The organism is Devosia submarina (assembly GCF_003056345.1).
In the GTDB taxonomy this organism is placed as follows: Bacteria; Pseudomonadota; Alphaproteobacteria; order Rhizobiales; family Devosiaceae; genus Devosia; species Devosia submarina.
Map to the genome: position 1 here is coordinate 209,194 of NZ_PYWB01000004.1, position 19,470 is coordinate 228,663.

Consider the following 19,470-nt stretch of genomic DNA (forward strand, 5'->3'; position numbering starts at 1 on the left):
ACACAGCTTTGGACAGTGTGCAGAGGCGTTCCGGTTCCTCTACGCGCGTCAGCGCGGTGCGTTGCGCAGCGCGTCGCGAATTTCAGTGAGAAGCACCTCTTCCTTGCTCGGGGCGGCGGTGGTTTGCACGGGCTCGGCAGCGGCCTGGCGCTTGAGGCGATTGATTGCCTTGACCACCAGAAACAGCACAAAGGCAATGATGGTGAACTTGACCACGGCGTTGATGAACAGCCCGATATTGAGCGTGGCAACGCCAGCGGCCTTGGCTGCGGCAACCGAGGGGACCGCGACATTGTCAGGGTTGGACAGCACCACGAACAGATTGGAAAAGTCGATGCCGCCGATGATCAGGCCGATCAGCGGCATGAAAATGTCGTCAACGATCGATGAAACGATCGCACCAAAGGCAGCCCCGATAATGACCCCGATGGCCAGGTCGATCATGTTGCCCTTGATGGCAAAATCACGAAATTCCTTGAACATAGTTCCCGTCCTTTGTTGAACTGACCTTGTTGAGGCGCCCGCGCGACCCCGCTAGCAGCAAGCATTAATAGTCCTGTTTGCAATTGCAATGGGCCGCGATGTCGTCTTAGGCGGCCCGGCAAGCCAGGAATGGCCGCTTCTCTGGCCTGTGTGCCAGTGCGGGTGTGGGGCTGGAGCGGAAATCGCGGGTGATTGCCCGGTTCGCCGTTCCGCGCTATTCTTGTGGCATGTGTAAGCACGCAGAGACCCTCTAAGACCTCGCTCCACGCTGGGCGAGGTGATGATCGAACCAGATTGCCGGCAGACGCTATGCTGCCCGCGATCCAGTGTTTTTGTGCGCCCGAAGCGGCGCCGATCTCGGGTCTTTCCCCATGAATATCTCCAAACCAGAGCAAAAGGTGCTCCATGCGCTCGCGCAGGGTGGTTGCATCAAGCCGCTCAAGGACGACAAGGGCCGCATTGCGCAGGTGGAATGCTTTAATCGCGAGGGGTGGCTGCTGGCGCAATGCACCTTGCCGATCTTCAAGAAGCTGCGCAGCAAGGGCGCGATCGCCTCGCACAACGGCTCCCCCTATCGCATCTCGCGTCGGGGTCTTGAGCTGGTCCGGAGCCAGCTCGACAATCGCTGAACGGCAGGGGCCCAACGGTCCCTGCACTTTGGCGCGCCGATCAGCTGTTGGGTTTTGCCTTGCCGTCGATAAGAACGGCTTGCTGCCAGGGGCTTGGGGCCTTGTCGGTGCGGTGGATGCAGCCCACCCAGCAGCAGGGACGCTTGTTGCCCTCAAGCAGCTCTTCCCCGGTGCGCCGGATGCGGCGCTGGCGGGTTGCAGGCTGCTTGGCATCCTCCACCCAGCAGATGAATTCGTTGCGGCCCAGGGGCGTAAGGTTCTCCCACAAGCCGAGGAGCTTCGGGTCCGAACGAATGGCTGCTTCAAGATCGTCCCCAGCTTGATGCACTGTGCCTTGCGGAAAAGCGGTCATGGAAACCTCCAGTGAGCGAGGCAAGTTGGCCGAGGTTAGACTTTCGAGATTGCCGATTTGAGGGTGTCCATCGGCGTAACCAAGTACGACTTTCAGTCGATCAGGCAGCTTTGGTCAGCAGGTCAGGCGAGAGGTGCGCGCGAGCGTCGAGCACTTCCATACCCACGATGCGGCCTTCGGCGTCGAAATCGAGAACAATGCCTTCCGATACTTCTTCGCTCTCCTGAACCTTTTCAGGAGAGAAGCGGATGTAAGCGGCGTTGGCCGCTGAGTCGTAGGTCACCTGCGGTGTCATTGCCGCCTCGCGCGACGATCCAGAAACGCTGATATTATACGTATGTTGTCGTCGGTTTCCACACATGCAACGAAATGAGAAGACTCCCACCTAGCCTCCCTTGGGCTGGGTCGGAACAGAAAGAGGGTCTGCTGCGGCCCGCTTCCTCCCCCTGAAGGGGAGGTTAGGTGGGGGTGACTGCACATTCGCTCCGGGTGCCCGCTGCCTTTGGCAGCGACCCGGCGACTAGCCTGCCGTGGCGCCGCTGGCGCCGCGGCTTCGCCGAAGGCGAACCGGCTAGTCGTCGCCCATCTTGAGCGCCTTGATAAACGCCTCCTGCGGGATTTCCACCGAGCCGAACTGGCGCATCTTCTTTTTACCGGCCTTCTGCTTTTCGAGCAGTTTGCGCTTGCGAGTGGCGTCGCCACCATAGCACTTGGCCGTCACGTCCTTGCGCATGGCGCGCACCGTTTCGCGGGCGATGATCTTGCCGCCGATGGCGGCCTGGATCGGGATCACGAACAGATGGGGCGGGATCAGTTCTTTCAGCTTTTCGCACATGACGCGGCCGCGCGATTCGGCAACCGTGCGGTGCACCAGCATGGAGAGGGCGTCGACGGGCTCGGCATTGACGAGGATCGAGAGTTTCACCAGATCGCCGGGGCGGTGCTCGTCGAGATGGTAATCAAAGCTCGCATAGCCTTTGGAGATGGACTTCAGCCGATCATAGAAATCGAACACCACTTCGTTGAGCGGCAGATCATATTCCACCATGGCGCGATTGCCGACATAGCTCAGGTTCCGCTGGATGCCGCGGCGATCCTGGCAGAGCTTGAGGATCGAGCCGAGATATTCGTCTGGCGTGAGGATGGTCGCCTTGATCCAGGGCTCGCGGATTTCCTCGATCTTCATCACATCAGGCAGATCGGCCGGATTGTGGAGCATGATGGTTTCGCCATTGGTCATGGCGACCTCGTAGACCACCGAAGGGGCGGTTGCGATCAGGTCGAGGTTGAACTCGCGGCTCAGGCGCTCTTGGATGATTTCGAGATGAAGGAGGCCTAGGAAGCCGCAGCGGAAGCCGAAGCCCAGCGCTGCCGAGGTTTCCATTTCGAAAGAGAATGAGGCGTCGTTGAGCCTGAGCTTGCCCATGGCGGCGCGCAGCTCGTCGAAATCGGAGGCATCCACGGGAAAGAGGCCGCAGAACACCACGGGCTGCGCCGGCCGGAACCCGGGCAAGGGGTTGGCGGTGGGCTTTTTGTCCTCGGTAATGGTGTCGCCGACATTGGTTTCGGCCACTTCCTTGATGGAGGCGGTGAAAACGCCCAATTCGCCCGGGGTCAGTTCCTTGACCTCGACCAGCTTGGGCGTGTTGACGGCGACGCGGTCGAGCTCATAAACGGCGCCCGAGGCCATCATGCGGATCTTTTGGCCCTTCTTCATCACGCCATCGATGATGCGCACGAGAACCACGACCCCAAGGTAGGTGTCGTACCAGCTATCCACCAGCAGCGCCTTGAGGGGGGCGTTGATGTCGCCCTTGGGGGCAGGGAGGCGATGCACGATCGCTTCCAGCACGCCCTCGATGTTGAGGCCGGTCTTGGCAGAGATTTCAACCGCGTCCGACGCGTCGATCCCGATCACGTCCTCGATCTGCTGTTTCACGCGATCAACGTCCGCGGCGGGCAGGTCGACCTTGTTGAGCACGGGGACGATCTCGTGATTGGCGTCGAGCGCGTGGTACACATTGGCAAGCGTTTGCGCCTCAACGCCCTGGGACGCATCGACCACAAGCAGCGAGCCTTCCACGGCCGCCATGGAGCGCGACACTTCATAGGCGAAGTCGACGTGTCCGGGCGTGTCGATGAGGTTCAGGATATAGGTTTCCCCATCCTGCGCCTTGTAGGAGAGGCGCACGGTCTGCGCCTTGATGGTGATGCCGCGCTCGCGCTCGATATCCATCGAATCGAGCACCTGCTCCTTCATCTCGCGCTGGTCCAACCCGCCCGTATTCTGGATCAGGCGATCGGCGAGGGTGGATTTGCCATGGTCGATATGGGCGACAATGGAGAAATTGCGGATGTGCGAGAGGGGCGTTGTCATGCGCGTGCGTGTAGCAGAAGCCGGCAGAGGCGCAAAGATGGTTTCCGCAGGGTTAAAGCCGTCCCCTCGCTGGGCGAGGTGACGGTTTGTCCATGTTTATTGTGCGGGAGCAGCCGGGGCGGGCGCTTCGGTCTGGCCAGCCGCAGGGGCGGTGGATCTGTAGATGTCGGCAACAGCCTGCACGCCCAGCCGGTCCGGGCTACCTTCGGTGCAGTCCGGGCTGGTCTTTTCAACATCGGCCTTGACCTGCGCATAAGCCTTTTCGGCCGTAGGCGCATCCATGAGGAGCGAGGTTTCCAGCCGCTTCTGGTCGGCATTCATGCCGTTGATGACGCCTTCCTCGAAACTGATGGCGCAGATTTCGATCACAGCCTTGGTGGCATACATGCCGGTCAGCAGATTGGCTTGCTTGGGCGTGGCATCGATCGGGGCTGCTGGATCGACCACGACCTCGGACGGGGCAGGAACGGCTTGTTGCGCCAGGGCAATGGTGGGAGAGGCAAGAAGCGCGAGTGCGAGAAGGGGGCGGATCATGGGAAAGCTCCGTTAGGGTGCGGAAAAGACGCTTGGCTCTCCTTCAACGAGGTGATTATGGCCTGAGCGCGGCGCTTGAGGGCATCAGGCCAGCGGCGGGAAACAAAGATAGCGCATTGGCGCGGGCGCGCGCCTCGTCTAGCCTTGGCCAAAATCGAGTGGGCGCGACATGGCACAAGCAAGCGACGTTGTTATTCTGGGAGCCGGCATTGTCGGCATTGCGACGGGCATTCACCTGCTGCGGCGCGGAAGAAGCGTGACGCTGGTCGACAAGCGCGAGCCGGGGCATGAAACCTCGTTTGGCAATGCCGGGATCATCCAGCGCGAAGGCGTGCGGCCGCATCCTTTCCCGCGCGATCTGCACATGCTGCTGCAAGTGGGGCTGCACCTGTCCACCGCTGCACGCTACGAACCGCTGGCCCTGCCGCGCCTGGCACCGGCCCTGCTGCGCTATTGGTGGGCCTCCTCGCCCGAGCATTACCGACGCGTAGTTCGCGCCTATGCGCCCCTGATTGGACGATCGATCGTCACCCATGCCGATCTCATGGTCGAGGCCGGGCCGCAAGCCGAAGCGCTGGTCAGCAAAGGGGGCTGGCTCCTCGCGTTCCGGTCGGAAAAAGGGTTGCGGCATGAGGCGGAAAAGGCACAGGGCGATGCTGCCGAATTCGGTATCGGGCACAAGGTGGTGGAATGGCCCGAATTGCAGCGCATGGAGCCGTCACTGATCGGCGGCTTGGTGGGCGCGATCCACTGGACCGATCCGTGGACGGTGCGCGACCCCGGTGCGCTGGTGAGCGAGTATTTTGCCTTGTTCCAGCGGCTGGGCGGCGTGTTTGTCCAGGGCACGGCCGATGGCTTGACCGAGACCAATGGCGGCTGGAGCACGGAGGTGGACGGAGCCACCTATCAGGGCCGGCAGGCCGTTATTGCGCTCGGGCCCTGGGCGCCCGAAGTGCTGGACAAGCTGGGCTATTACCTGCCGCTGTTCGTCAAACGCGGCTACCACATGCATTATGGCACGCAAGGCAATGCCATGCTCAACCGGCTCGTGCTTGATGCCGAGGTGGGCTATGTGCTGGCGCCCATGGCGCGCGGAATCCGGCTGACCACAGGCGCGGAATTTGCCATGCGCGATGCAGCGCCGACGCCGGTGCAACTGGGCAAGGCTGAACGGGCAGCACAGGAGATATTCCCGCTTGGGGAGCGGCGTGATCCCGAGCCGTGGAAAGGGGCACGCCCCTGTACCCCCGATATGATGCCCATTATCGGCAAGGCGCCGCGGCATGAAGGACTGTTCGTGGGCGTGGGCCATGCGCACCATGGGTTTACGCTGGGACCAGCCACGGGAGAATTGCTGGCGCAGCAGATGACGGGAGAACCAACGGCAATCGATACCAAGCCGTTCGGTATGGAACGGTTCCTGGGGCGGATGGGGCGTTGAAGATTCTGGGGGGATGATTCTAGTGCATCCAGCAGGTGTCACCCCCGGCTCAAGGCGGGGCATGGGTTGAATGGCTTATAGCTATTCTGCCAAGCGCGCCTTCATCCTAGCGATTATTCCTGCGGCCTTGAGCATCAGGGCCATGTCGATGTCGCCCTCGCTGGCGCCGGGGTTAGCGTCGGTCCAGACGGGTATCACGAGTTCGTGGTCTTGCCTTTGCTCGCCCAGCTGTTCGCTGAGCACAGCGCGGACGTGGCCGGTGATACGGCCCGGCAGGCGCGGATGGCTTTGCTTGTCCTGCACCGCAATGTCGATCAAATCCAAACGCCCTGGCCCCCTGCCGGCACGAGCATGTGCCAGACAGGGTAATCGGCGATTCCCTGCTTGGTTTCCCTGGGGTGAACCCCGATTTGATCGGCAATCAAACCTTGACGCGGTGTTCCACCATGCCAGCGTCGCCGAATACCCGCAGGTAACGCTCGATTTCGGCAGGAGTGCCGGTTGCCTTGGCGGGATTGTCGGACAGCTTGACGGCAGGGCGGCCATTGGCCTCGCTGACCTTGGCGACGATGGAGATTGGACCGAGGCCGGGATTGGGGCCATCGGGAGCGCAACCCTCGAAGTCATTGGTGAGGTTGGTGCCCCAGCCAAAGGCCATGCGCACCTTGCCTTCGAAATGAAGATAGGCTTCCTCGATCATGTCGACATCGAGCCCGTCCGAAAAGATCAGGAGCTTTTCCTGTGGGTCGCGGCCGCGTTCCTTCCACCACGCGATGATGCGCTCGCCCCCTTCAATGGCGGGGGCGGAATCGGGCCGGAAGCCGGTCCAGTCGGCAACCCAGTCAGGCGCGTGCTTGAGGAAGGAATCGGTGCCAAAGGCATCGGGCAGGACAATCTTGAGATTGCCGCCATAATAGCTCTCCCAATCCTGCAGAACCTGGTAGGGCGAGGCCTTGAGGGCTTCGTCAGTTTTGGCAAGGGCGGCAAGGACCATGGGCAGCTCATGGGCATTGGTGCCCAGGGCTTCGAGGTCATTGTCCATGGCAAGCATGACATTGCTGGTGCCGGTAAAAGCGTCGCCAATCCCTTCCTTGAGTGCCTCGACGCACCAGCGCTGCCAAAGAAACGAATGGCGGCGCCTTGTGCCGAAATCGGAAATCTTGAGCTCGGGAAGCTTTTGAAGGCGCTCGACCTTGTCCCACATCTTGGCCTTGGCGCGGGCGTAAAGCACATCGAGCGTGAAGGGCCCGTAGTGCTTCATCGCGGCGCGCGAGCGCAATTCGTTGATGATAGCGAGGGCCGGGATTTCCCACATAGTGGTTTCGAGCCAAAGCCCGGGAAATTCCAGAACGAACTGGCCGTCCCGCTTTTCAAGCCGAAACTCGGGCAGGCGGAAATCTTCGAGCCACTTCAGGAACGCCGGCTCGAAAATCTGGCGCGAGCCGTAAAAGCTGTTGCCTGCCAGCCAGATCATTTCCTTTTTGGTGAACCGAAGGGTGCGGCAATGTTCCAGCTGCGCGCGCAACTCCTCGATATCGATCTCCTCGGCCAGCTTGACCGACTTGGTGCGATTGATCAGCGAGAAGGTGGCGTTGACCTTGGGGTAGAGCCCCCAGATCATCTGCAGCATCAGGAGCTTATAAAAGTCCGTATCGAGCAGCGATCGCACAATGGGATCGAGCTTCCAGGTGTGATTGTAAACCCGCCGGGCAATATCGGTGTAGATCGCCATGGACATTCCTTTTCGCGGGCTGCTTTTAGCCTGTGCCGGACATGATGGAAAGGCGCCGAGGGGCCGAGGCGTCTAGTCGCCGAGCTGAAATCGCTCGAAGCGCTCGAGCGCCAAATCTATGGCGGTTTTCTCCTCTGCACCCATAGGAGCGATATCCGTCCAATTCTGGATCAGGAGCTTGCCGGCTACGCGGTCGGTCTTGAAGTCGATGGCGGCAACGATACGGTCACCCACGAGAACCGGCAGGGCGAAATAGCCGAAGCGCCGTTTGGCTGCGGGAACATAGGCCTCGAACACATGCTCATAATCGAAAAAGAGCTTGAGCCGCTTGCGCTGGATTACCAGCGGATCAAAGGGAGAAAGGATATGAACAAGGCTTGGCGGCTCGATCAATTGCTCCAGCGTCTGCGGCTCTGCCCAATGTTCCACGGCGCTGCCCTCGATGCGGACGGGCAGCAGCAGCTTGCGTCGCACCCGGCTGTCGATGAGTTCGCGCACAGCCTTTTTGGCGGGCGCATTGAGGTGGCAGATTGAATCCAGGCTCACCAAAGCCTGGCTGCGCAGGGCCCGGTCAAGGAGATAGGCGGTGGTTTGCCGCGCGGTAGCAGGCTTGGGCGGTGCGCTCCAGCCAAAATGACGGGCGAAAAGGTCATAGGTCTTGACCATGCCCTGGCGCACCGAAATGGCGACCAGCCCCTGGAAGAACATGGCTTCCAGCACGCGCTTGGATGGCTTGCGGCTGGCCCAGGGGTGGTTCTTGCTGACCAGCTCATCATCGGCAATGTCGCGGATCGACAAGGGCCCTTCGGTGCGCAGCCGCCCGAGCATGGCCTTGATTTCCTCGGAAGTAACCGAGCCGAACCAGCGGCTGGTGCCCACACGATGCCCTTTCATTGCGGGAAGAAAAAACGGCAGCGCTGAGATTGGCACATAGCTCAGCGCATGGGTCCAGTATTCAAAGATCGATTTGTCGGCCGATTGCAGCTGGGTCAGGTCGGAGCGGCGGTACTGGGGGATGCGGGTCTGCAGGATATGATGGTGGCAGCGCTCGATCACATTGATGGTGTCGATCTGCACATAGCCGAGCTGTTCAATTGCTTGTTGGGTGGCTTGCGGCCCAGCGCCGAACGGTTCGGTTGCATCGAGCTTTTGCGCCGCGATCCAGAGATAGCACGCGCGTGTTTGCGAAACGGAGAAAGTGGCTTTGGGCACGGGGGCATCCGAATCTTGGGCGCCCCAAGGATGGGCAGCCCGAGCCCGACGTCAAGCTGGTGCGTCAGACCACGCGCAGCAGCGGACGGCGCGACCAGTGGACAAGGCTTACTTCCATCATGCCCTCGCCCGCCGAGGTCGCAACCAGCGCATAGCGGAAACGCTCGGCGATGGGCCGCAATTGCTCGGTGGCCGCTGCCGACAGGGTGCGCTGCACGAGGGGGACGCCCTGCGCCAGCAGCACGCTGACCGATCCGACTTCCACGCCCAGATCGAACTCGGCACCGCGCCCGGGAAAGCGCATGCGCACATCATCAATGATTTCGATCGTCTGCATCTGGGTAGCCTCTGCACGTCCTCATCGAACTTCACGCCTCTTGGTGAAGGAAAGGTTAACTCCGTCCAGGCTGCGGTAAACCAATCGCGACCAGCTTGTGTTGGAACGATGTGGAGAACGACCCGTTGGCAAGGCTCGGAACGGATGGTGCCATGCCTGAAAAAGACGATGTGCTCCCGATCATCGAGGAAAGCGTCACGCTCGAAAAGCGCGACGTCGTCACCGAGCGGGTTCGTGTTCACACAAGGACCACGACAGAGGACGAGCTGGTTTCAGCCGCCCTCGAGCGCACGGATGTCGAGGTCACGCGTGTTCCTGTGGATCGCGAGATCGACGCGGCCCCCCCGATCCGCACCGAAGGCGGCGTCACGATCATTCCGGTCGTGGAGGAAATTCTTGTTGTCGAGAAGCGGCTAGTGCTCCGCGAGGAAATCCATGTCCGCCAAACAGCGATCACCGAAAATGTCGAACTCCCCGTCACGCTGCGCAAGCAGCATGCGGTGATCGATCAGCGGGATGTCGCACCCAACCCAAACGAAGAGGAAACGTGAAGTGAGCCAAATTTCAGCCAATTCGACCCGAACCATTTCGGCCATGTTCGACAGCCGGAACGACGCCCAGCGCGCCGTGGATCGCCTGCTCGAAGCCGGCATTCCCCAAGCCAATGTGCGCCTCGTTCCCGGCTATGAAAACGATACGCCTGTCACCAACCGGTCCGAGCAGCACAAGGGCTTTTTCTCTTCGCTCGCTGATCTCTTCATGCCCGATGAAGATCGCTACACCTATGCCGAGGGCTTGAGCCGCGGCGGCTACATGGTTGTCGCCAGCGATATTGACATGGCCTATTACGATCGCGCCATCGACATTCTAGACGATGAAGGCTCGATCGACCTGGACCAGCGCGAGCAGAGCTGGCGCTCGGAAGGCTGGACCGGCTTCCAGACCGACGCAACCGGTTCGAGCTATAGCCTGGGTGCCGATACCATGGGCGCCTCTGCCGCAACCTCCACGGATCGCGACATCGATTCGACAGCCGGCTTTGGCACCACCAATGACGAAGTCATTCCGGTGGTGAATGAGCGCCTTGTCGTGGGCAAGCGCGACGTCAATCTCGGCCGCGTCCGCGTGCGCTCCTATTTGCGCGAAGAACCCGTCAGCGAAGACGTTAATCTGCACGAAGAGCGCGTGACGCTGGAACGCCGCCCGGTTGACCGTCCGCTTACAGATGCCGACGCCGCCTTCCGCGACCGCACGATCGAAGCCGAAGCCCATGCCGAAGAAGCCGTGATCGGCAAGGAAGCCCGTGTGACCGAGGAAATCTCGCTGCGCAAGGAAAGCACCGACCATCAGGAAACGATCAGCGACACGGTACGCAAGACCGAAGTCGAGATCGAGGATGATCGGAGCCTCGACAGCGAACGGCTGAGCCGGCGCTAACAACAAAGGGCACCTGCTCCAAAGCGGGTGCCGCAGATCAAACAACGCGGGCGGTCCGAATGGGCCGCTCGTACTCGTTTATGGACATGAAAAGATTTGGTGGAGCCAAGCGGGATCGAACCGCTGACCTCTTGCATGCCATGCAAGCGCTCTCCCAGCTGAGCTATGGCCCCATCTATTGGGTCTCGGAGGCTGGTAGCCGTCCGAAGCGAGGCGGAACTTATTGGATGATCCCGAACCGCGCAAGTGGCAAAATGACACTTTTTTATCCGACCGGCAGCTTTAGGCCGCCAGCCGGAAAATCATAGCGAAATCAACGGTCTTCGTCGCCGCCGACATCAAAGCCGAGTTCGTCGTCTGCGTCTTCGTCTTCTTCAAGGAAGACATCTTCCTCGTCGTCGCCGAGATCTTCGTCGACTTCAACGTCCTCGACGTCTGGAATATCCTCGTCGCCGGATTCCTCGGCGTCGGCATCTTCCAGCGACACGATTTCGGGTGCCGCTGCGTCCTCGGCTTCCTCTTCGACGTCCTCGTCATCCTCGTCATCCACCTTGCGGGCGGTTACGGGAGAAGGCTTGCCGGCCAGCACCTGCTCGAAATAGGAGCGCGGATAGCTTTTGCCGGTATAAGGGGAAACAATCGGATCCATGTTGAGATCGTAGAACTTCTTGCCCGTATCGGGGTCGATCCGCTTGGTGCCGCGTTCGGAACTGGCCATCGATGTTCCTCGTGGTGGAGTTTGGGGGCTCGGGGCCCTGTTCGGTCAGTCCGGTTATGGACAAAGCCGATAACTGTCAAACCCAAAATGCGAGCCGTGTGCCCAGCGCCTCATGTCCAGCACAACGCCGTGGCTGTGGATGGGCTCCCCCAGGCATATGTATTTTCCCCTCCGGGGCATTTGCGGCGCGCAACCATTGTGCCAAAGGGAGGAGGTCCGTGCCGTTTAAAGAGGAGCAAGGGATGATCATCGCCGTGGATGGACCCGCCGCCTCTGGCAAGGGCACGCTGGCCGAGGGCTTGGCCTGCCACTATGGGCTGCCACATCTCGATACAGGCCTGCTCTATCGCGCCGTGGGGCTGGCCGTGGCGGATTTGGAGGATCAGCCCGGTTTCGAGGAGGCGGCCATCGCGGCGGCGCGTGCGCTCGATGCCAGCCACTTGCAGGATATCGAGGAACTCACCAATGCCCGCACGGGGGTTCTTGCCAGCAAGGTCGCGGTGATCGGGCCGGTGCGCCAGGCACTGTTTGATTATCAGCGCGCTTTTGCCACCCAGCCCGGCGGCGCGCTGCTGGATGGCCGTGATATCGGAACGCGCATCTGCCCCGATGCCGATGTGAAGCTCTTTATTCAGGCCGACAGCAAGGCGCGCATGGAGCGTCGGGCGCGGCAGCTGGAAAAACGAGGGCAGGTGGTTGATCGTTATGCCCTGTTTCACCAAATAGAAGAGCGGGACGCCCGTGACATGGCCAATCCCCATGGTGGTTTCTATAAAGCTGATGACGCGCACTTGCTCGACACCACGCTTCTCGATATAGAGGCCGCACTCCGCGCAGCCATCGCGATCGTCGATCGGACCATGGCGCTCAAGGCAGGCCACTAGTTCGGCCTAATTTCCCCCTTGTGCGTTTCGGTCCCGGCGGTCAGCCAGCGAAAGCAGCGGGACATATCCCAATCAACTGTTCGACCGGGCGCTCGCGCGCCGGCATTTCCGTTTTGGGAATGGCGGGCCTTCGGTCTTCAACCTCAAGCCACCGGCGCAACGGAGAAGATATTTGGCACAGCAAACTGTGACGAAAGAAGATTTTGAATCGCTCTTGATGGACTCGTTTGTCGACAACGAGCCGCTAGAGGGTGCCGTCGTAAAGGGCACCGTGGTCGCGATCGAAAAGGATCTGGCGATCATCGACGTCGGTCTCAAGACCGAAGGGCGCATCGCGCTCAAGGAATTCGGCCAGGCTGGCCGTGACGGCACCATCAAGGTTGGCTCGATCGTCGAGGTCTATGTTGACCGCGTCGAAAACGCTGCCGGTGAAGCCGTTCTGTCGCGCGAGAAGGCTCGCCGCGAAGAGAGCTGGGTCAAGCTCGAAGAAATGTACAACAACAATGAGCGCGTTGAAGGCACCATCTTCAACCAGGTTAAGGGCGGCTTCACGGTCGACCTCGAAGGCGCCATCGCCTTCCTGCCGCGTTCGCAGGTGGACATCCGTCCGATCCGCGATATCGCCCCGCTCATGAACGTGCCCCAGCCGTTCCAGATCCTCAAGATGGACAAGCGTCGTGGCAACATCGTTGTTTCGCGTCGTGCCATCCTCGAGGAATCGCGCGCCGAACAGCGTTCGGAAATCGTGCAGCAGCTCGAAGAAGGCCAGATCGTCGACGGCGTGGTCAAGAACATCACCGATTACGGTGCGTTCGTGGATCTCGGCGGCATTGACGGCCTGCTCCATGTCACCGACATCGCATGGCGCCGTGTGAACCATCCATCCGAAGTGCTCACGATCGGCGAGACCATCAAGGTCCAGATCGTTCGCATTAACCACGAATCGCATCGCATCAGCCTCGGCATGAAGCAGCTGCAGTCCGATCCATGGGAAGGCATCGAAGCCAAGTACCCGATCAACGCCAAGTTCACTGGCCGCGTGACCAACATCACCGATTATGGTGCTTTCGTTGAGCTCGAGCCCGGCATTGAAGGCCTGATCCACGTCTCGGAAATGAGCTGGACCAAGAAGAACGTGCACCCCGGCAAGATCGTCTCGACCTCCCAGGAAGTCGAAGTGCTCGTGCTCGAGGTCGATCCCGACAAGCGCCGTATCTCGCTTGGTCTCAAGCAGACCCTGCAGAACCCATGGGAATCCTTCGCCGAGAAGTTCCCGGTCGGCTCCGTCATCGAAGGCGAAGTCAAGAACAAGACCGAGTTCGGTCTGTTTATCGGCCTCGAAGGCGATGTGGACGGCATGGTCCACCTGTCCGACCTCGACTGGCAGAAGTCGGGCGAAGTGGCCCTGGAAGACTACAACCGCGGTGACATGGTTTCGGCCAAGGTCCTCGACGTTGATGTCGAAAAGGAACGCATTTCGCTAGGTATCAAGCAGCTTGCCACCGGCGAGACCGCTTCTTCGGCCGAAGGCGCTTCGAGCGAAGGCGGCATCCGCAAGGGCGCCGTGGTGACCGGCACGGTTATCGAAGTCAACGATGGCGGCATCGAAGTTCGTATTGCCGACACCGAAATGACTGCGTTTATCCGTCGTGCCGATCTTTCGCGTGATCGCAACGACCAGCGTCCCGAGCGTTTCAGCAAGGGCGAAAAGGTCGATGCACGCGTGACCCAGTACGACCGCAAGACCTCGCGCATCCAGCTGTCCATCAAGGCGCTGGAAATCGCCGAGGAAAAGGAAGCCGTTGCGAACTACGGTTCGTCCGATTCTGGGGCTTCGCTGGGCGATATCCTGGGCGCCGCCCTCAAGGGTCGCGACAACAGCTAAGCCTTCGTGGCTCGAAACCGGGTCCGCGCTTCAACAGCGCGGACCTTTTTATTTGCGTGTGGAACTTGCGCCAGATGCCTTTACCAAAGGCAGCGGGAGGCAAAGGATGATTCAAGCGATGCACTGGCGCCCCTTGTCGACGCTTGACCTGCCTGTGGTGGAGGCGCTGGCCTGCGAGATACACCCGGCTTTCCCCGAAGACAGTGCTGTTTTCGCCGAACGACAACGCCTTTATCCCGAAGGTGCGCGCCTGTTTGAACTCGATGGTGTTCCTTCGGGCTATCTGTTCAGCCATCCCTGGAATTGGGGCGCTTTTCCGCCACTTAATACGCTTTTGGGCGCACTACCTGCCCTCTCCGACACCTTTTATGTGCACGACCTCGCGCTCCTGAACCGCGCCCGGGGCACCGGGGCTGCGGCCATGATTGTGGGTGAAATCCTGCGCCACGCGCGAAATCTGGGTTTTGCTAGCGTCAGCCTTGTTGCCGTGAATGGCTCGCTCCCCTTCTGGCACAAGCATGGCTTTCGCGCCGTGGATGTGCCGGCGCTGCAGGACAAGCTGCAAAGCTACGAAAAGGCAGCGCGCTACATGAGCAAGCGGCTTGTGTAGCTACAAATATGTAGCCTCCTTTTAGCAGGGGCCGAGGGGCGGCGGACAAGGCGAAGTGAGGCGCTTGCCAGGCGGCCCGAGCCTCGTTACCTCCATGGGCATCCACTTGCGCGAGCTGCCCATGACCGACCAGCCCACTCCCCTTGATCCGCACGCCGCGATTGCAGCCGATCGCTTCCGCCGGTCGCGTGGGCTGTGGCGGCTTTTGGCCTTTCTGGCGCTGGCACTCGCCGTCCTGCTGGCTTTGGGCCGCTTTGCGCTGCCCGAAAAACCTGCAGGGGATCATATCGCCCGGCTTGTGGTGGATGGCGCTATCGCCAGTGACCCCGAACGCCTCGAGCTGATCGAAGAGCTTGCCGAGGACGACAGCGTCAGGGCCGTGATCGTCGCCATCAATTCGCCAGGCGGCACCACGGCGGGCGGCGAGGAGCTCTATGAAGCCCTGATGCGCCTGCGTGAGGCCAAGCCAACTGTTTCCGTGATCAAGGAACTGGGCGCTTCAGCCGCCTATATGACGGCCATCGGCACCGATCATATCCTGGCGAGGCGCCTCTCCATCGTGGGATCCATCGGGGTGCTTTACCAGCACGTCAATGCCGGAAAGCTATTCGAAACCATCGGCGTTGACCTCGACAAGGTCGCCTCCGGCCCGCTTAAGGCCGAACCTGATTTCGACGAGCCCATGGAAGGCCCGCCCCGCGACTCGATCGCGGCCCTGGTGGATGACAGCTTTCAATGGTTCGTGGACATTGTTGCCGAGCGCCGCAATTTGCCACGCCCCCAGGCGCTGGCTCTTGCCGATGGGCGGATCATGAGCGGTCGGGTTGCGGTGAGCACCGGCCTCATCGACGCAATCGGCGGCGAGCGCGAAGCCATAGATTGGCTCGAGACCGAGCGCTCCATCGCAGCCGACCTGCCTGTGGCCACGGTCTGGCCGGAGCCTGAAGAGGGCTTCAACCTTCTTGGCATGCTGTTGGGCGGAGAGGCGCATGCGCTTCTTGGGCTGCCGGCTAGTCCTATCGTGCTTGACGGGCTGGTTTCCCTTTGGCAGGTTGTGCCCCACTCCCGATAGGGGGAGTGCAAGGCCCGCCAAACGGAGCGCACGATGATCAAGTCGGAACTGGTTGAAAAGCTTGCGGCAGAAAATCCGCATCTGTTCCAGCGTGACATCGAAAACATCGTCAACGCCATTCTCGACGAGATCGGGGATGCCATGGCGCGCGGTGATCGGGTGGAGCTTCGTGGCTTTGGCGCGTTTTCGGTCAAGAACCGTCCCGCGCGTGTCGGGCGGAACCCACGCACGGGCGAACAGGTTGATGTGGGTGAGAAATACGTGCCCCAGTTCAAGGCCGGCAAGGAAATTCGCGAGCGGCTCAATCGCTCGTAACGGAGCCAAGGCTCCATAGGCAACCAAGACCATGGTCAACAAAATTGTCGGTTGGGTGATCCTGGTGCCGTTTTGCTTGGGCTTGATCGTCTTTGCCCTGGCCAACCGGCACTTCGTGGGCATCAACTTCAATCCCTTTGCGACGCTCGATCCAGCGCCGGCGCCCGGCTACGGCGTGCCGATGTTTATCGTGCTTTATGTTGTTCTGTTGATCGGCGTGCTGCTGGGCGGCATTGCCACTTGGTTCGCGCAGGCACGACACCGCCGCGGTGAAAAACACTGGCGGCGCGAAGCGCACATGCTAAATAGCGAACTGGAAAGCATGCGCAAAACCCAGGCGCAACCGGCCGGACCACTGGCCGAAGTCGATGATCTGCTGGAGCTACGCTAGTAAACGCCATGGCCGACCCTGTTGTCGTCAAGATCTGCGGCATTAAGACCACTTCTATCCTGGACGCGGCTATCGATGCCGGCGCCGATATGGTGGGTTTCATGCACTTCACGCGCTCCCCCCGCCATGTCTCGATCGAGGATCTGGCAACGCTGATCGGGGAAGCCCGAGGGCGCGTCCAGACCTGCGTGGTGCTGGTCAACCCGGACAATTCCTGTGTAGCAGAAGTTGCAGCCCTTGGACCCGACTGGATCCAATTGCACGGCCCGGAATCGCCACACCGCGTGGAGGCCATTCGAGCCGAAGCGGGCGTTGAAATCATGAAAGCCGTGCCGATCGGTTCAGCCGAGGATATCGGCCACGTCGGCCAGTTCACCGATGTCGCCGACCGGATCCTGCTCGATGCCAAGCCCCCCAAGGGTGCTGACCGCCCCGGCGGCCTTGGCCGGAGCTTTGACTGGAACCTGCTCAAGGCGCTTGACCCATCCATTGCCTTCATGCTTTCGGGTGGCCTGACGCCGGATAATGTTGCGGACGCTATCCAATTGGTTCGCCCCTTTGGCGTCGATGTATCATCGGGCGTGGAAAGCGCACCGGGCGTCAAGGACAAGCGGCTGGTCGAGGCATTCATTCGAAATGCGCGCGCCCAATAAGCCAAGCCCTTTCGGTCATTTGGCCGGATGCGGCCAATCACCAAAGGACACGCATCGTGGACACGGACGGCCTTAATTCCCTGCGCAATGGTCCCGACGAGCAGGGCCGCTTTGGCCTTTACGGCGGGCGCTTTGTTGCCGAAACCCTGATGCCGCTGATCCTGGACCTTGAGGCCCATTATCGCGCGGCCAAGACCGATCCGGCATTCCAGGCCGAATTGGGCGATCTTTCGGTCCATTATGCCGGCCGCCCGAGCCCACTTTATTTTGCCAAGCGCCTGACCGAGCATCTCGGTGGCGCCAAGGTGTGGTTCAAGCGCGAGGAGCTCAACCATACCGGCTCGCACAAGATCAACAATTGCCTGGGGCAAATTCTCCTTGCCAAGCGCATGGGCAAGACCCGCGTGATCGCCGAAACTGGCGCCGGCCAGCACGGCGTGGCGACGGCAACGGTTTGCGCTAAATTCGATCTGCCTTGCACCATTTTCATGGGCGCGACCGACGTCGAGCGGCAAAAGCCAAATGTGCTGCGCATGAAGATGCTGGGCGCTGAAGTCCGGCCCGTGACCGCTGGCGCTGGCACGCTCAAGGACGCCATGAACGAAGCGCTGCGCGACTGGGTCACCAATGTGGAATCCACATATTACCTGATCGGCACGGCCGCCGGACCCCACCCCTATCCCGAGATGGTGCGCGATTTCCAATCGGTGATCGGCACTGAACTCAAGCAACAATTCCGCGAAAGCGAAGGCAAGCTGCCTGATGCCGTGGTGGCGTGTGTCGGCGGCGGCTCCAATGCCATCGGCACGTTCCATGCGTTTCTCGATGATCCCGAAGTCGCCATCTATGGCGCCGAGGCAGGCGGGCACGGTATGGACACGGAGAACGGTCACGCCGCTTCCATGACGGGTGGTCGGCCAGGCGTTCTGCATGGCAACCGCACCTATCTCCTGCAGGACCGAGATGGGCAGATTCTCGAAGGGCATTCCATCTCGGCAGGGCTCGATTATCCCGGCGTGGGTCCCGAGCACGCATTCCTGCACGATACAAAGCGCGTGACCTACGCGCCCATCACCGACCAGGAAGCGCTCGAGGCTTTCCAGCTCTGTACGCGGCTAGAAGGCATCATCCCCGCGCTGGAATCCGCCCACGGCTTGGCCCAAGTAATGAAAATTGCGCCAAAAATGAGCAAGGACCAGTCGGTCGTGCTGTGCCTTTCCGGCCGCGGCGACAAGGACGTCGAAAGCGTCGGCCGCTATCTGGGGCTGCTCTAGTTCACACGATCAATGATCGCTGCGTCTGGATAGCGGCCATGGCACCGGCATGAGTGGCCACGGTCAGGCTGCTCATAGGATTGGCGAGATCGCCTGCCGCGTAAACACCGGGAACACTGGTCTGCTGCGTTTCATCGACCGTGACGATCTCCCCTATGGGAGATGCAGACGTCGCGAGCCCCAGCCTCTGGTGCAGATCGCTCGACGGCGTGCTGGGGGGATGGGCGAACAACGTGTGGATTTCCACCGCACGCCCGTCGGCCAACTCTACGGCAGAAAGCGCGCCACCATTGTGCCGGATGGCGCTGACCTTCCCATCCACAATCTGGACGCCGCGTTCGGCAAGTGCCTGGCGCTCTTCTGCGGGCAAATCATGGCCATCGGTGAACAGGGTGATCCGGTCGGTCCAGTGCTTGTAAAGCGGGGGCATGTGGAGCGACATGGGCGAATGGTAGAGCAGGCCCCAATGCTGGCCCGCAATCTCATAGCCGTGACAATAGGGGCAGGGGACCACTGTCTTGCCCCAGCACTCGGCAAAGCCGGGCAGGTCCGGCAAATGATCGGTCCTGCCATAGCTGAGCAGCAGACGGCGCGCTTGTAGGCTCTCGCCATTACCCAACACGACGGTGAAATCATCCAGCGTGCCGCTGGCGTGGACGGCGCGGGCATCAACCAGCGAGACATGGGGGTAAGTGGCAAGTTGCTGGCGGGCAAGCTCGAGGATTTCGCGAGGGGTGCGATTGTCGTGTCCAAACAAGCCATGCGAATGGCTGGCGAAGCGATTACGCGGTGAGCCTGTGTCAAGCACCGTAGCTTTGCGGAGCGTGCGGCCAAACTGCAGCGCGGCGGCAAGCCCTGCAAAGCTGCCCCCGATAATGATGGCATCGTCCATGGGTGGGATTCCTGAAGCGAGGAACAAGTGTGGGGCCCCTGACGGGCTACCCCTTAGTGTATCATCAGTTGATACTTAACACTGCTGCTGTCAACCCCCATCCTGAATCAGCAAACAGAGTGCGTTGATGTTGTGGTAGCGCTGCACTCTGGGGGGAAAGAACCGAGGTGCTCATCATGCGCGGGTAATTCGTTGACGGGATCAGAAGCAATGGTCATGGTCCCCGCGCATCGGCAGGGACC

At 60.9% G+C, this 19,470-nt stretch carries 23 protein-coding genes and 1 tRNA gene; 12 read left to right on the forward strand and 12 right to left on the reverse strand.

The genetic code is table 11. The features are described 5' to 3' along the window. Positions 1 to 48 precede the first annotated feature (48 nt). A complete protein-coding gene (gene mscL, locus DDE77_RS07450; RefSeq protein WP_108396819.1) occupies positions 49 to 483 on the reverse strand; it encodes a large conductance mechanosensitive channel protein MscL in 435 nt (144 codons plus the stop codon). A 371-nt stretch (positions 484 to 854) separates the two neighbouring features. On the opposite strand from mscL, the gene DDE77_RS07455 reads away from it, so the two are divergent. After that, positions 855 to 1,112 (forward strand): YjhX family toxin, encoded by a 258-nt coding sequence (locus tag DDE77_RS07455; RefSeq protein WP_108396820.1) that lies wholly within the window; start codon positions 855 to 857, stop codon positions 1,110 to 1,112. A gap of 40 nt (positions 1,113 to 1,152) precedes the next feature. Here the strand turns inward: DDE77_RS07455 and DDE77_RS07460 are convergent, their stop codons facing one another. The 4 genes from DDE77_RS07460 to DDE77_RS07475 form a co-directional block, all read right to left on the reverse strand. Then, positions 1,153 to 1,464 carry a YdeI/OmpD-associated family protein gene (locus DDE77_RS07460; RefSeq protein WP_108396821.1) on the reverse strand — a complete coding sequence of 104 codons (312 nt, stop codon included), beginning with the start codon at positions 1,462 to 1,464 and terminating at the stop codon, positions 1,153 to 1,155. A 100-nt stretch (positions 1,465 to 1,564) separates the two neighbouring features. Next, positions 1,565 to 1,759: a DUF2283 domain-containing protein gene (locus DDE77_RS07465; protein ID WP_108396822.1), complete on the reverse strand. Its 195-nt coding sequence runs from the start codon at positions 1,757 to 1,759 to the stop codon at positions 1,565 to 1,567. A gap of 276 nt (positions 1,760 to 2,035) precedes the next feature. After that, positions 2,036 to 3,841 carry a translation elongation factor 4 gene (gene lepA, locus DDE77_RS07470; protein WP_108396823.1) on the reverse strand — a complete coding sequence of 602 codons (1,806 nt, stop codon included), beginning with the start codon at positions 3,839 to 3,841 and terminating at the stop codon, positions 2,036 to 2,038. A gap of 96 nt (positions 3,842 to 3,937) precedes the next feature. Continuing rightward, a complete protein-coding gene (locus tag DDE77_RS07475) occupies positions 3,938 to 4,375 on the reverse strand; it encodes a hypothetical protein (protein ID WP_108396824.1) in 438 nt (145 codons plus the stop codon). A 169-nt stretch (positions 4,376 to 4,544) separates the two neighbouring features. On the opposite strand from DDE77_RS07475, the gene DDE77_RS07480 reads away from it, so the two are divergent. Further along, positions 4,545 to 5,816 carry an NAD(P)/FAD-dependent oxidoreductase gene (locus DDE77_RS07480; RefSeq protein WP_108396825.1) on the forward strand — a complete coding sequence of 424 codons (1,272 nt, stop codon included), beginning with the start codon at positions 4,545 to 4,547 and terminating at the stop codon, positions 5,814 to 5,816. A gap of 81 nt (positions 5,817 to 5,897) precedes the next feature. Here DDE77_RS07480 and DDE77_RS07485 read toward each other — a convergent pair whose 3' ends face one another. From DDE77_RS07485 to DDE77_RS07500, 4 genes are all read right to left on the reverse strand, one after another. After that, positions 5,898 to 6,140: a hypothetical protein gene (locus tag DDE77_RS07485; RefSeq protein WP_108396826.1), complete on the reverse strand. Its 243-nt coding sequence runs from the start codon at positions 6,138 to 6,140 to the stop codon at positions 5,898 to 5,900. 97 nt (positions 6,141 to 6,237) lie between these two features. Further along, complete coding sequence (gene pncB, locus DDE77_RS07490) at positions 6,238 to 7,548, reverse strand: nicotinate phosphoribosyltransferase (protein WP_108396952.1); 1,311 nt, start codon at positions 7,546 to 7,548, stop codon at positions 6,238 to 6,240. Between the two features lie 72 nt (positions 7,549 to 7,620). Then, a complete protein-coding gene (locus DDE77_RS07495) occupies positions 7,621 to 8,760 on the reverse strand; it encodes a winged helix-turn-helix domain-containing protein (RefSeq protein ID WP_108396827.1) in 1,140 nt (379 codons plus the stop codon). A 64-nt stretch (positions 8,761 to 8,824) separates the two neighbouring features. Beyond that, the gene (locus tag DDE77_RS07500) at positions 8,825 to 9,097 is read right to left on the reverse strand and encodes a hypothetical protein (RefSeq protein WP_108396828.1); all 273 of its coding nucleotides are present in this window, start codon (positions 9,095 to 9,097) and stop codon (positions 8,825 to 8,827) included. 152 nt (positions 9,098 to 9,249) lie between these two features. On the opposite strand from DDE77_RS07500, the gene DDE77_RS07505 reads away from it, so the two are divergent. Further along, on the forward strand, positions 9,250 to 9,648 hold the full coding sequence (locus DDE77_RS07505; RefSeq protein ID WP_108396829.1) for a YsnF/AvaK domain-containing protein: 399 nt from the start codon (positions 9,250 to 9,252) through the stop codon (positions 9,646 to 9,648). 1 nt (position 9,649) lies between these two features. Further along, positions 9,650 to 10,534, forward strand: a complete 885-nt coding sequence (locus DDE77_RS07510; RefSeq protein WP_245895120.1) for a YsnF/AvaK domain-containing protein — start codon at positions 9,650 to 9,652, stop codon at positions 10,532 to 10,534. 97 nt (positions 10,535 to 10,631) lie between these two features. Here the strand turns inward: DDE77_RS07510 and DDE77_RS07515 are convergent. Beyond that, positions 10,632 to 10,707 (reverse strand) — tRNA-Ala (locus DDE77_RS07515). A 140-nt stretch (positions 10,708 to 10,847) separates the two neighbouring features. After that, complete coding sequence (locus DDE77_RS07520; protein WP_108396831.1) at positions 10,848 to 11,252, reverse strand: TIGR02300 family protein; 405 nt, start codon at positions 11,250 to 11,252, stop codon at positions 10,848 to 10,850. Positions 11,253 to 11,494: 242 nt separating this feature from the next. On the opposite strand from DDE77_RS07520, the gene DDE77_RS07525 reads away from it, so the two are divergent. From DDE77_RS07525 to trpB, 8 genes are all read left to right on the forward strand, one after another. Next, entirely contained in the window at positions 11,495 to 12,136 is a 642-nt protein-coding gene (locus DDE77_RS07525) for a (d)CMP kinase (RefSeq protein ID WP_108396832.1), read from the forward strand. A 172-nt stretch (positions 12,137 to 12,308) separates the two neighbouring features. Continuing rightward, a complete protein-coding gene (gene rpsA, locus DDE77_RS07530; protein WP_108396833.1) occupies positions 12,309 to 14,021 on the forward strand; it encodes a 30S ribosomal protein S1 in 1,713 nt (570 codons plus the stop codon). Positions 14,022 to 14,127: 106 nt separating this feature from the next. Next, complete coding sequence (locus DDE77_RS07535; protein ID WP_108396834.1) at positions 14,128 to 14,631, forward strand: GNAT family N-acetyltransferase; 504 nt, start codon at positions 14,128 to 14,130, stop codon at positions 14,629 to 14,631. Positions 14,632 to 14,686: 55 nt separating this feature from the next. Next, positions 14,687 to 15,703: a signal peptide peptidase SppA gene (sppA, locus tag DDE77_RS07540; RefSeq protein WP_210204355.1), complete on the forward strand. Its 1,017-nt coding sequence runs from the start codon at positions 14,687 to 14,689 to the stop codon at positions 15,701 to 15,703. Positions 15,704 to 15,736: 33 nt separating this feature from the next. Continuing rightward, positions 15,737 to 16,018 (forward strand): integration host factor subunit beta, encoded by a 282-nt coding sequence (locus DDE77_RS07545; protein WP_035099264.1) that lies wholly within the window; start codon positions 15,737 to 15,739, stop codon positions 16,016 to 16,018. 31 nt (positions 16,019 to 16,049) lie between these two features. After that, the gene (locus DDE77_RS07550) at positions 16,050 to 16,409 is read left to right on the forward strand and encodes a lipopolysaccharide assembly protein LapA domain-containing protein (RefSeq protein WP_108396835.1); all 360 of its coding nucleotides are present in this window, start codon (positions 16,050 to 16,052) and stop codon (positions 16,407 to 16,409) included. Positions 16,410 to 16,417: 8 nt separating this feature from the next. Then, positions 16,418 to 17,062, forward strand: a complete 645-nt coding sequence (locus DDE77_RS07555; RefSeq protein WP_108396836.1) for a phosphoribosylanthranilate isomerase — start codon at positions 16,418 to 16,420, stop codon at positions 17,060 to 17,062. 56 nt (positions 17,063 to 17,118) lie between these two features. After that, positions 17,119 to 18,336, forward strand: a complete 1,218-nt coding sequence (gene trpB, locus DDE77_RS07560) for a tryptophan synthase subunit beta (protein ID WP_211199132.1) — start codon at positions 17,119 to 17,121, stop codon at positions 18,334 to 18,336. Between the two features lies 1 nt (position 18,337). On the opposite strand, the gene DDE77_RS07565 is transcribed toward trpB, so the two are convergent. Then, entirely contained in the window at positions 18,338 to 19,228 is an 891-nt protein-coding gene (locus DDE77_RS07565; RefSeq protein ID WP_108396838.1) for an NAD(P)/FAD-dependent oxidoreductase, read from the reverse strand. Between the last annotated feature and the right edge of the window lie 242 nt (positions 19,229 to 19,470).

Coding starts and splice junctions, on each gene's coding strand:
- DDE77_RS07505 (WP_108396829.1), top strand. CDS start 9,250: ATGCCTGAAAAAGACGATGTGCTCCCGATCATCGAGGAAAGCGTCACG.
- DDE77_RS07480 (WP_108396825.1), top strand. CDS start 4,545: ATGGCACAAGCAAGCGACGTTGTTATTCTGGGAGCCGGCATTGTCGGC.
- DDE77_RS07525 (WP_108396832.1), top strand. CDS start 11,495: ATGATCATCGCCGTGGATGGACCCGCCGCCTCTGGCAAGGGCACGCTG.
- DDE77_RS07565 (WP_108396838.1), bottom strand. CDS start 19,228: ATGGACGATGCCATCATTATCGGGGGCAGCTTTGCAGGGCTTGCCGCC.
- DDE77_RS07500 (WP_108396828.1), bottom strand. CDS start 9,097: ATGCAGACGATCGAAATCATTGATGATGTGCGCATGCGCTTTCCCGGG.
- DDE77_RS07545 (WP_035099264.1), top strand. CDS start 15,737: ATGATCAAGTCGGAACTGGTTGAAAAGCTTGCGGCAGAAAATCCGCAT.
- DDE77_RS07455 (WP_108396820.1), top strand. CDS start 855: ATGAATATCTCCAAACCAGAGCAAAAGGTGCTCCATGCGCTCGCGCAG.
- DDE77_RS07465 (WP_108396822.1), bottom strand. CDS start 1,759: ATGACACCGCAGGTGACCTACGACTCAGCGGCCAACGCCGCTTACATC.
- DDE77_RS07550 (WP_108396835.1), top strand. CDS start 16,050: ATGGTCAACAAAATTGTCGGTTGGGTGATCCTGGTGCCGTTTTGCTTG.
- DDE77_RS07555 (WP_108396836.1), top strand. CDS start 16,418: ATGGCCGACCCTGTTGTCGTCAAGATCTGCGGCATTAAGACCACTTCT.
- DDE77_RS07535 (WP_108396834.1), top strand. CDS start 14,128: ATGATTCAAGCGATGCACTGGCGCCCCTTGTCGACGCTTGACCTGCCT.
- lepA (WP_108396823.1), bottom strand. CDS start 3,841: ATGACAACGCCCCTCTCGCACATCCGCAATTTCTCCATTGTCGCCCAT.
- pncB (WP_108396952.1), bottom strand. CDS start 7,548: ATGGCGATCTACACCGATATTGCCCGGCGGGTTTACAATCACACCTGG.
- mscL (WP_108396819.1), bottom strand. CDS start 483: ATGTTCAAGGAATTTCGTGATTTTGCCATCAAGGGCAACATGATCGAC.
- DDE77_RS07475 (WP_108396824.1), bottom strand. CDS start 4,375: ATGATCCGCCCCCTTCTCGCACTCGCGCTTCTTGCCTCTCCCACCATT.
- DDE77_RS07520 (WP_108396831.1), bottom strand. CDS start 11,252: ATGGCCAGTTCCGAACGCGGCACCAAGCGGATCGACCCCGATACGGGC.
- DDE77_RS07460 (WP_108396821.1), bottom strand. CDS start 1,464: ATGACCGCTTTTCCGCAAGGCACAGTGCATCAAGCTGGGGACGATCTT.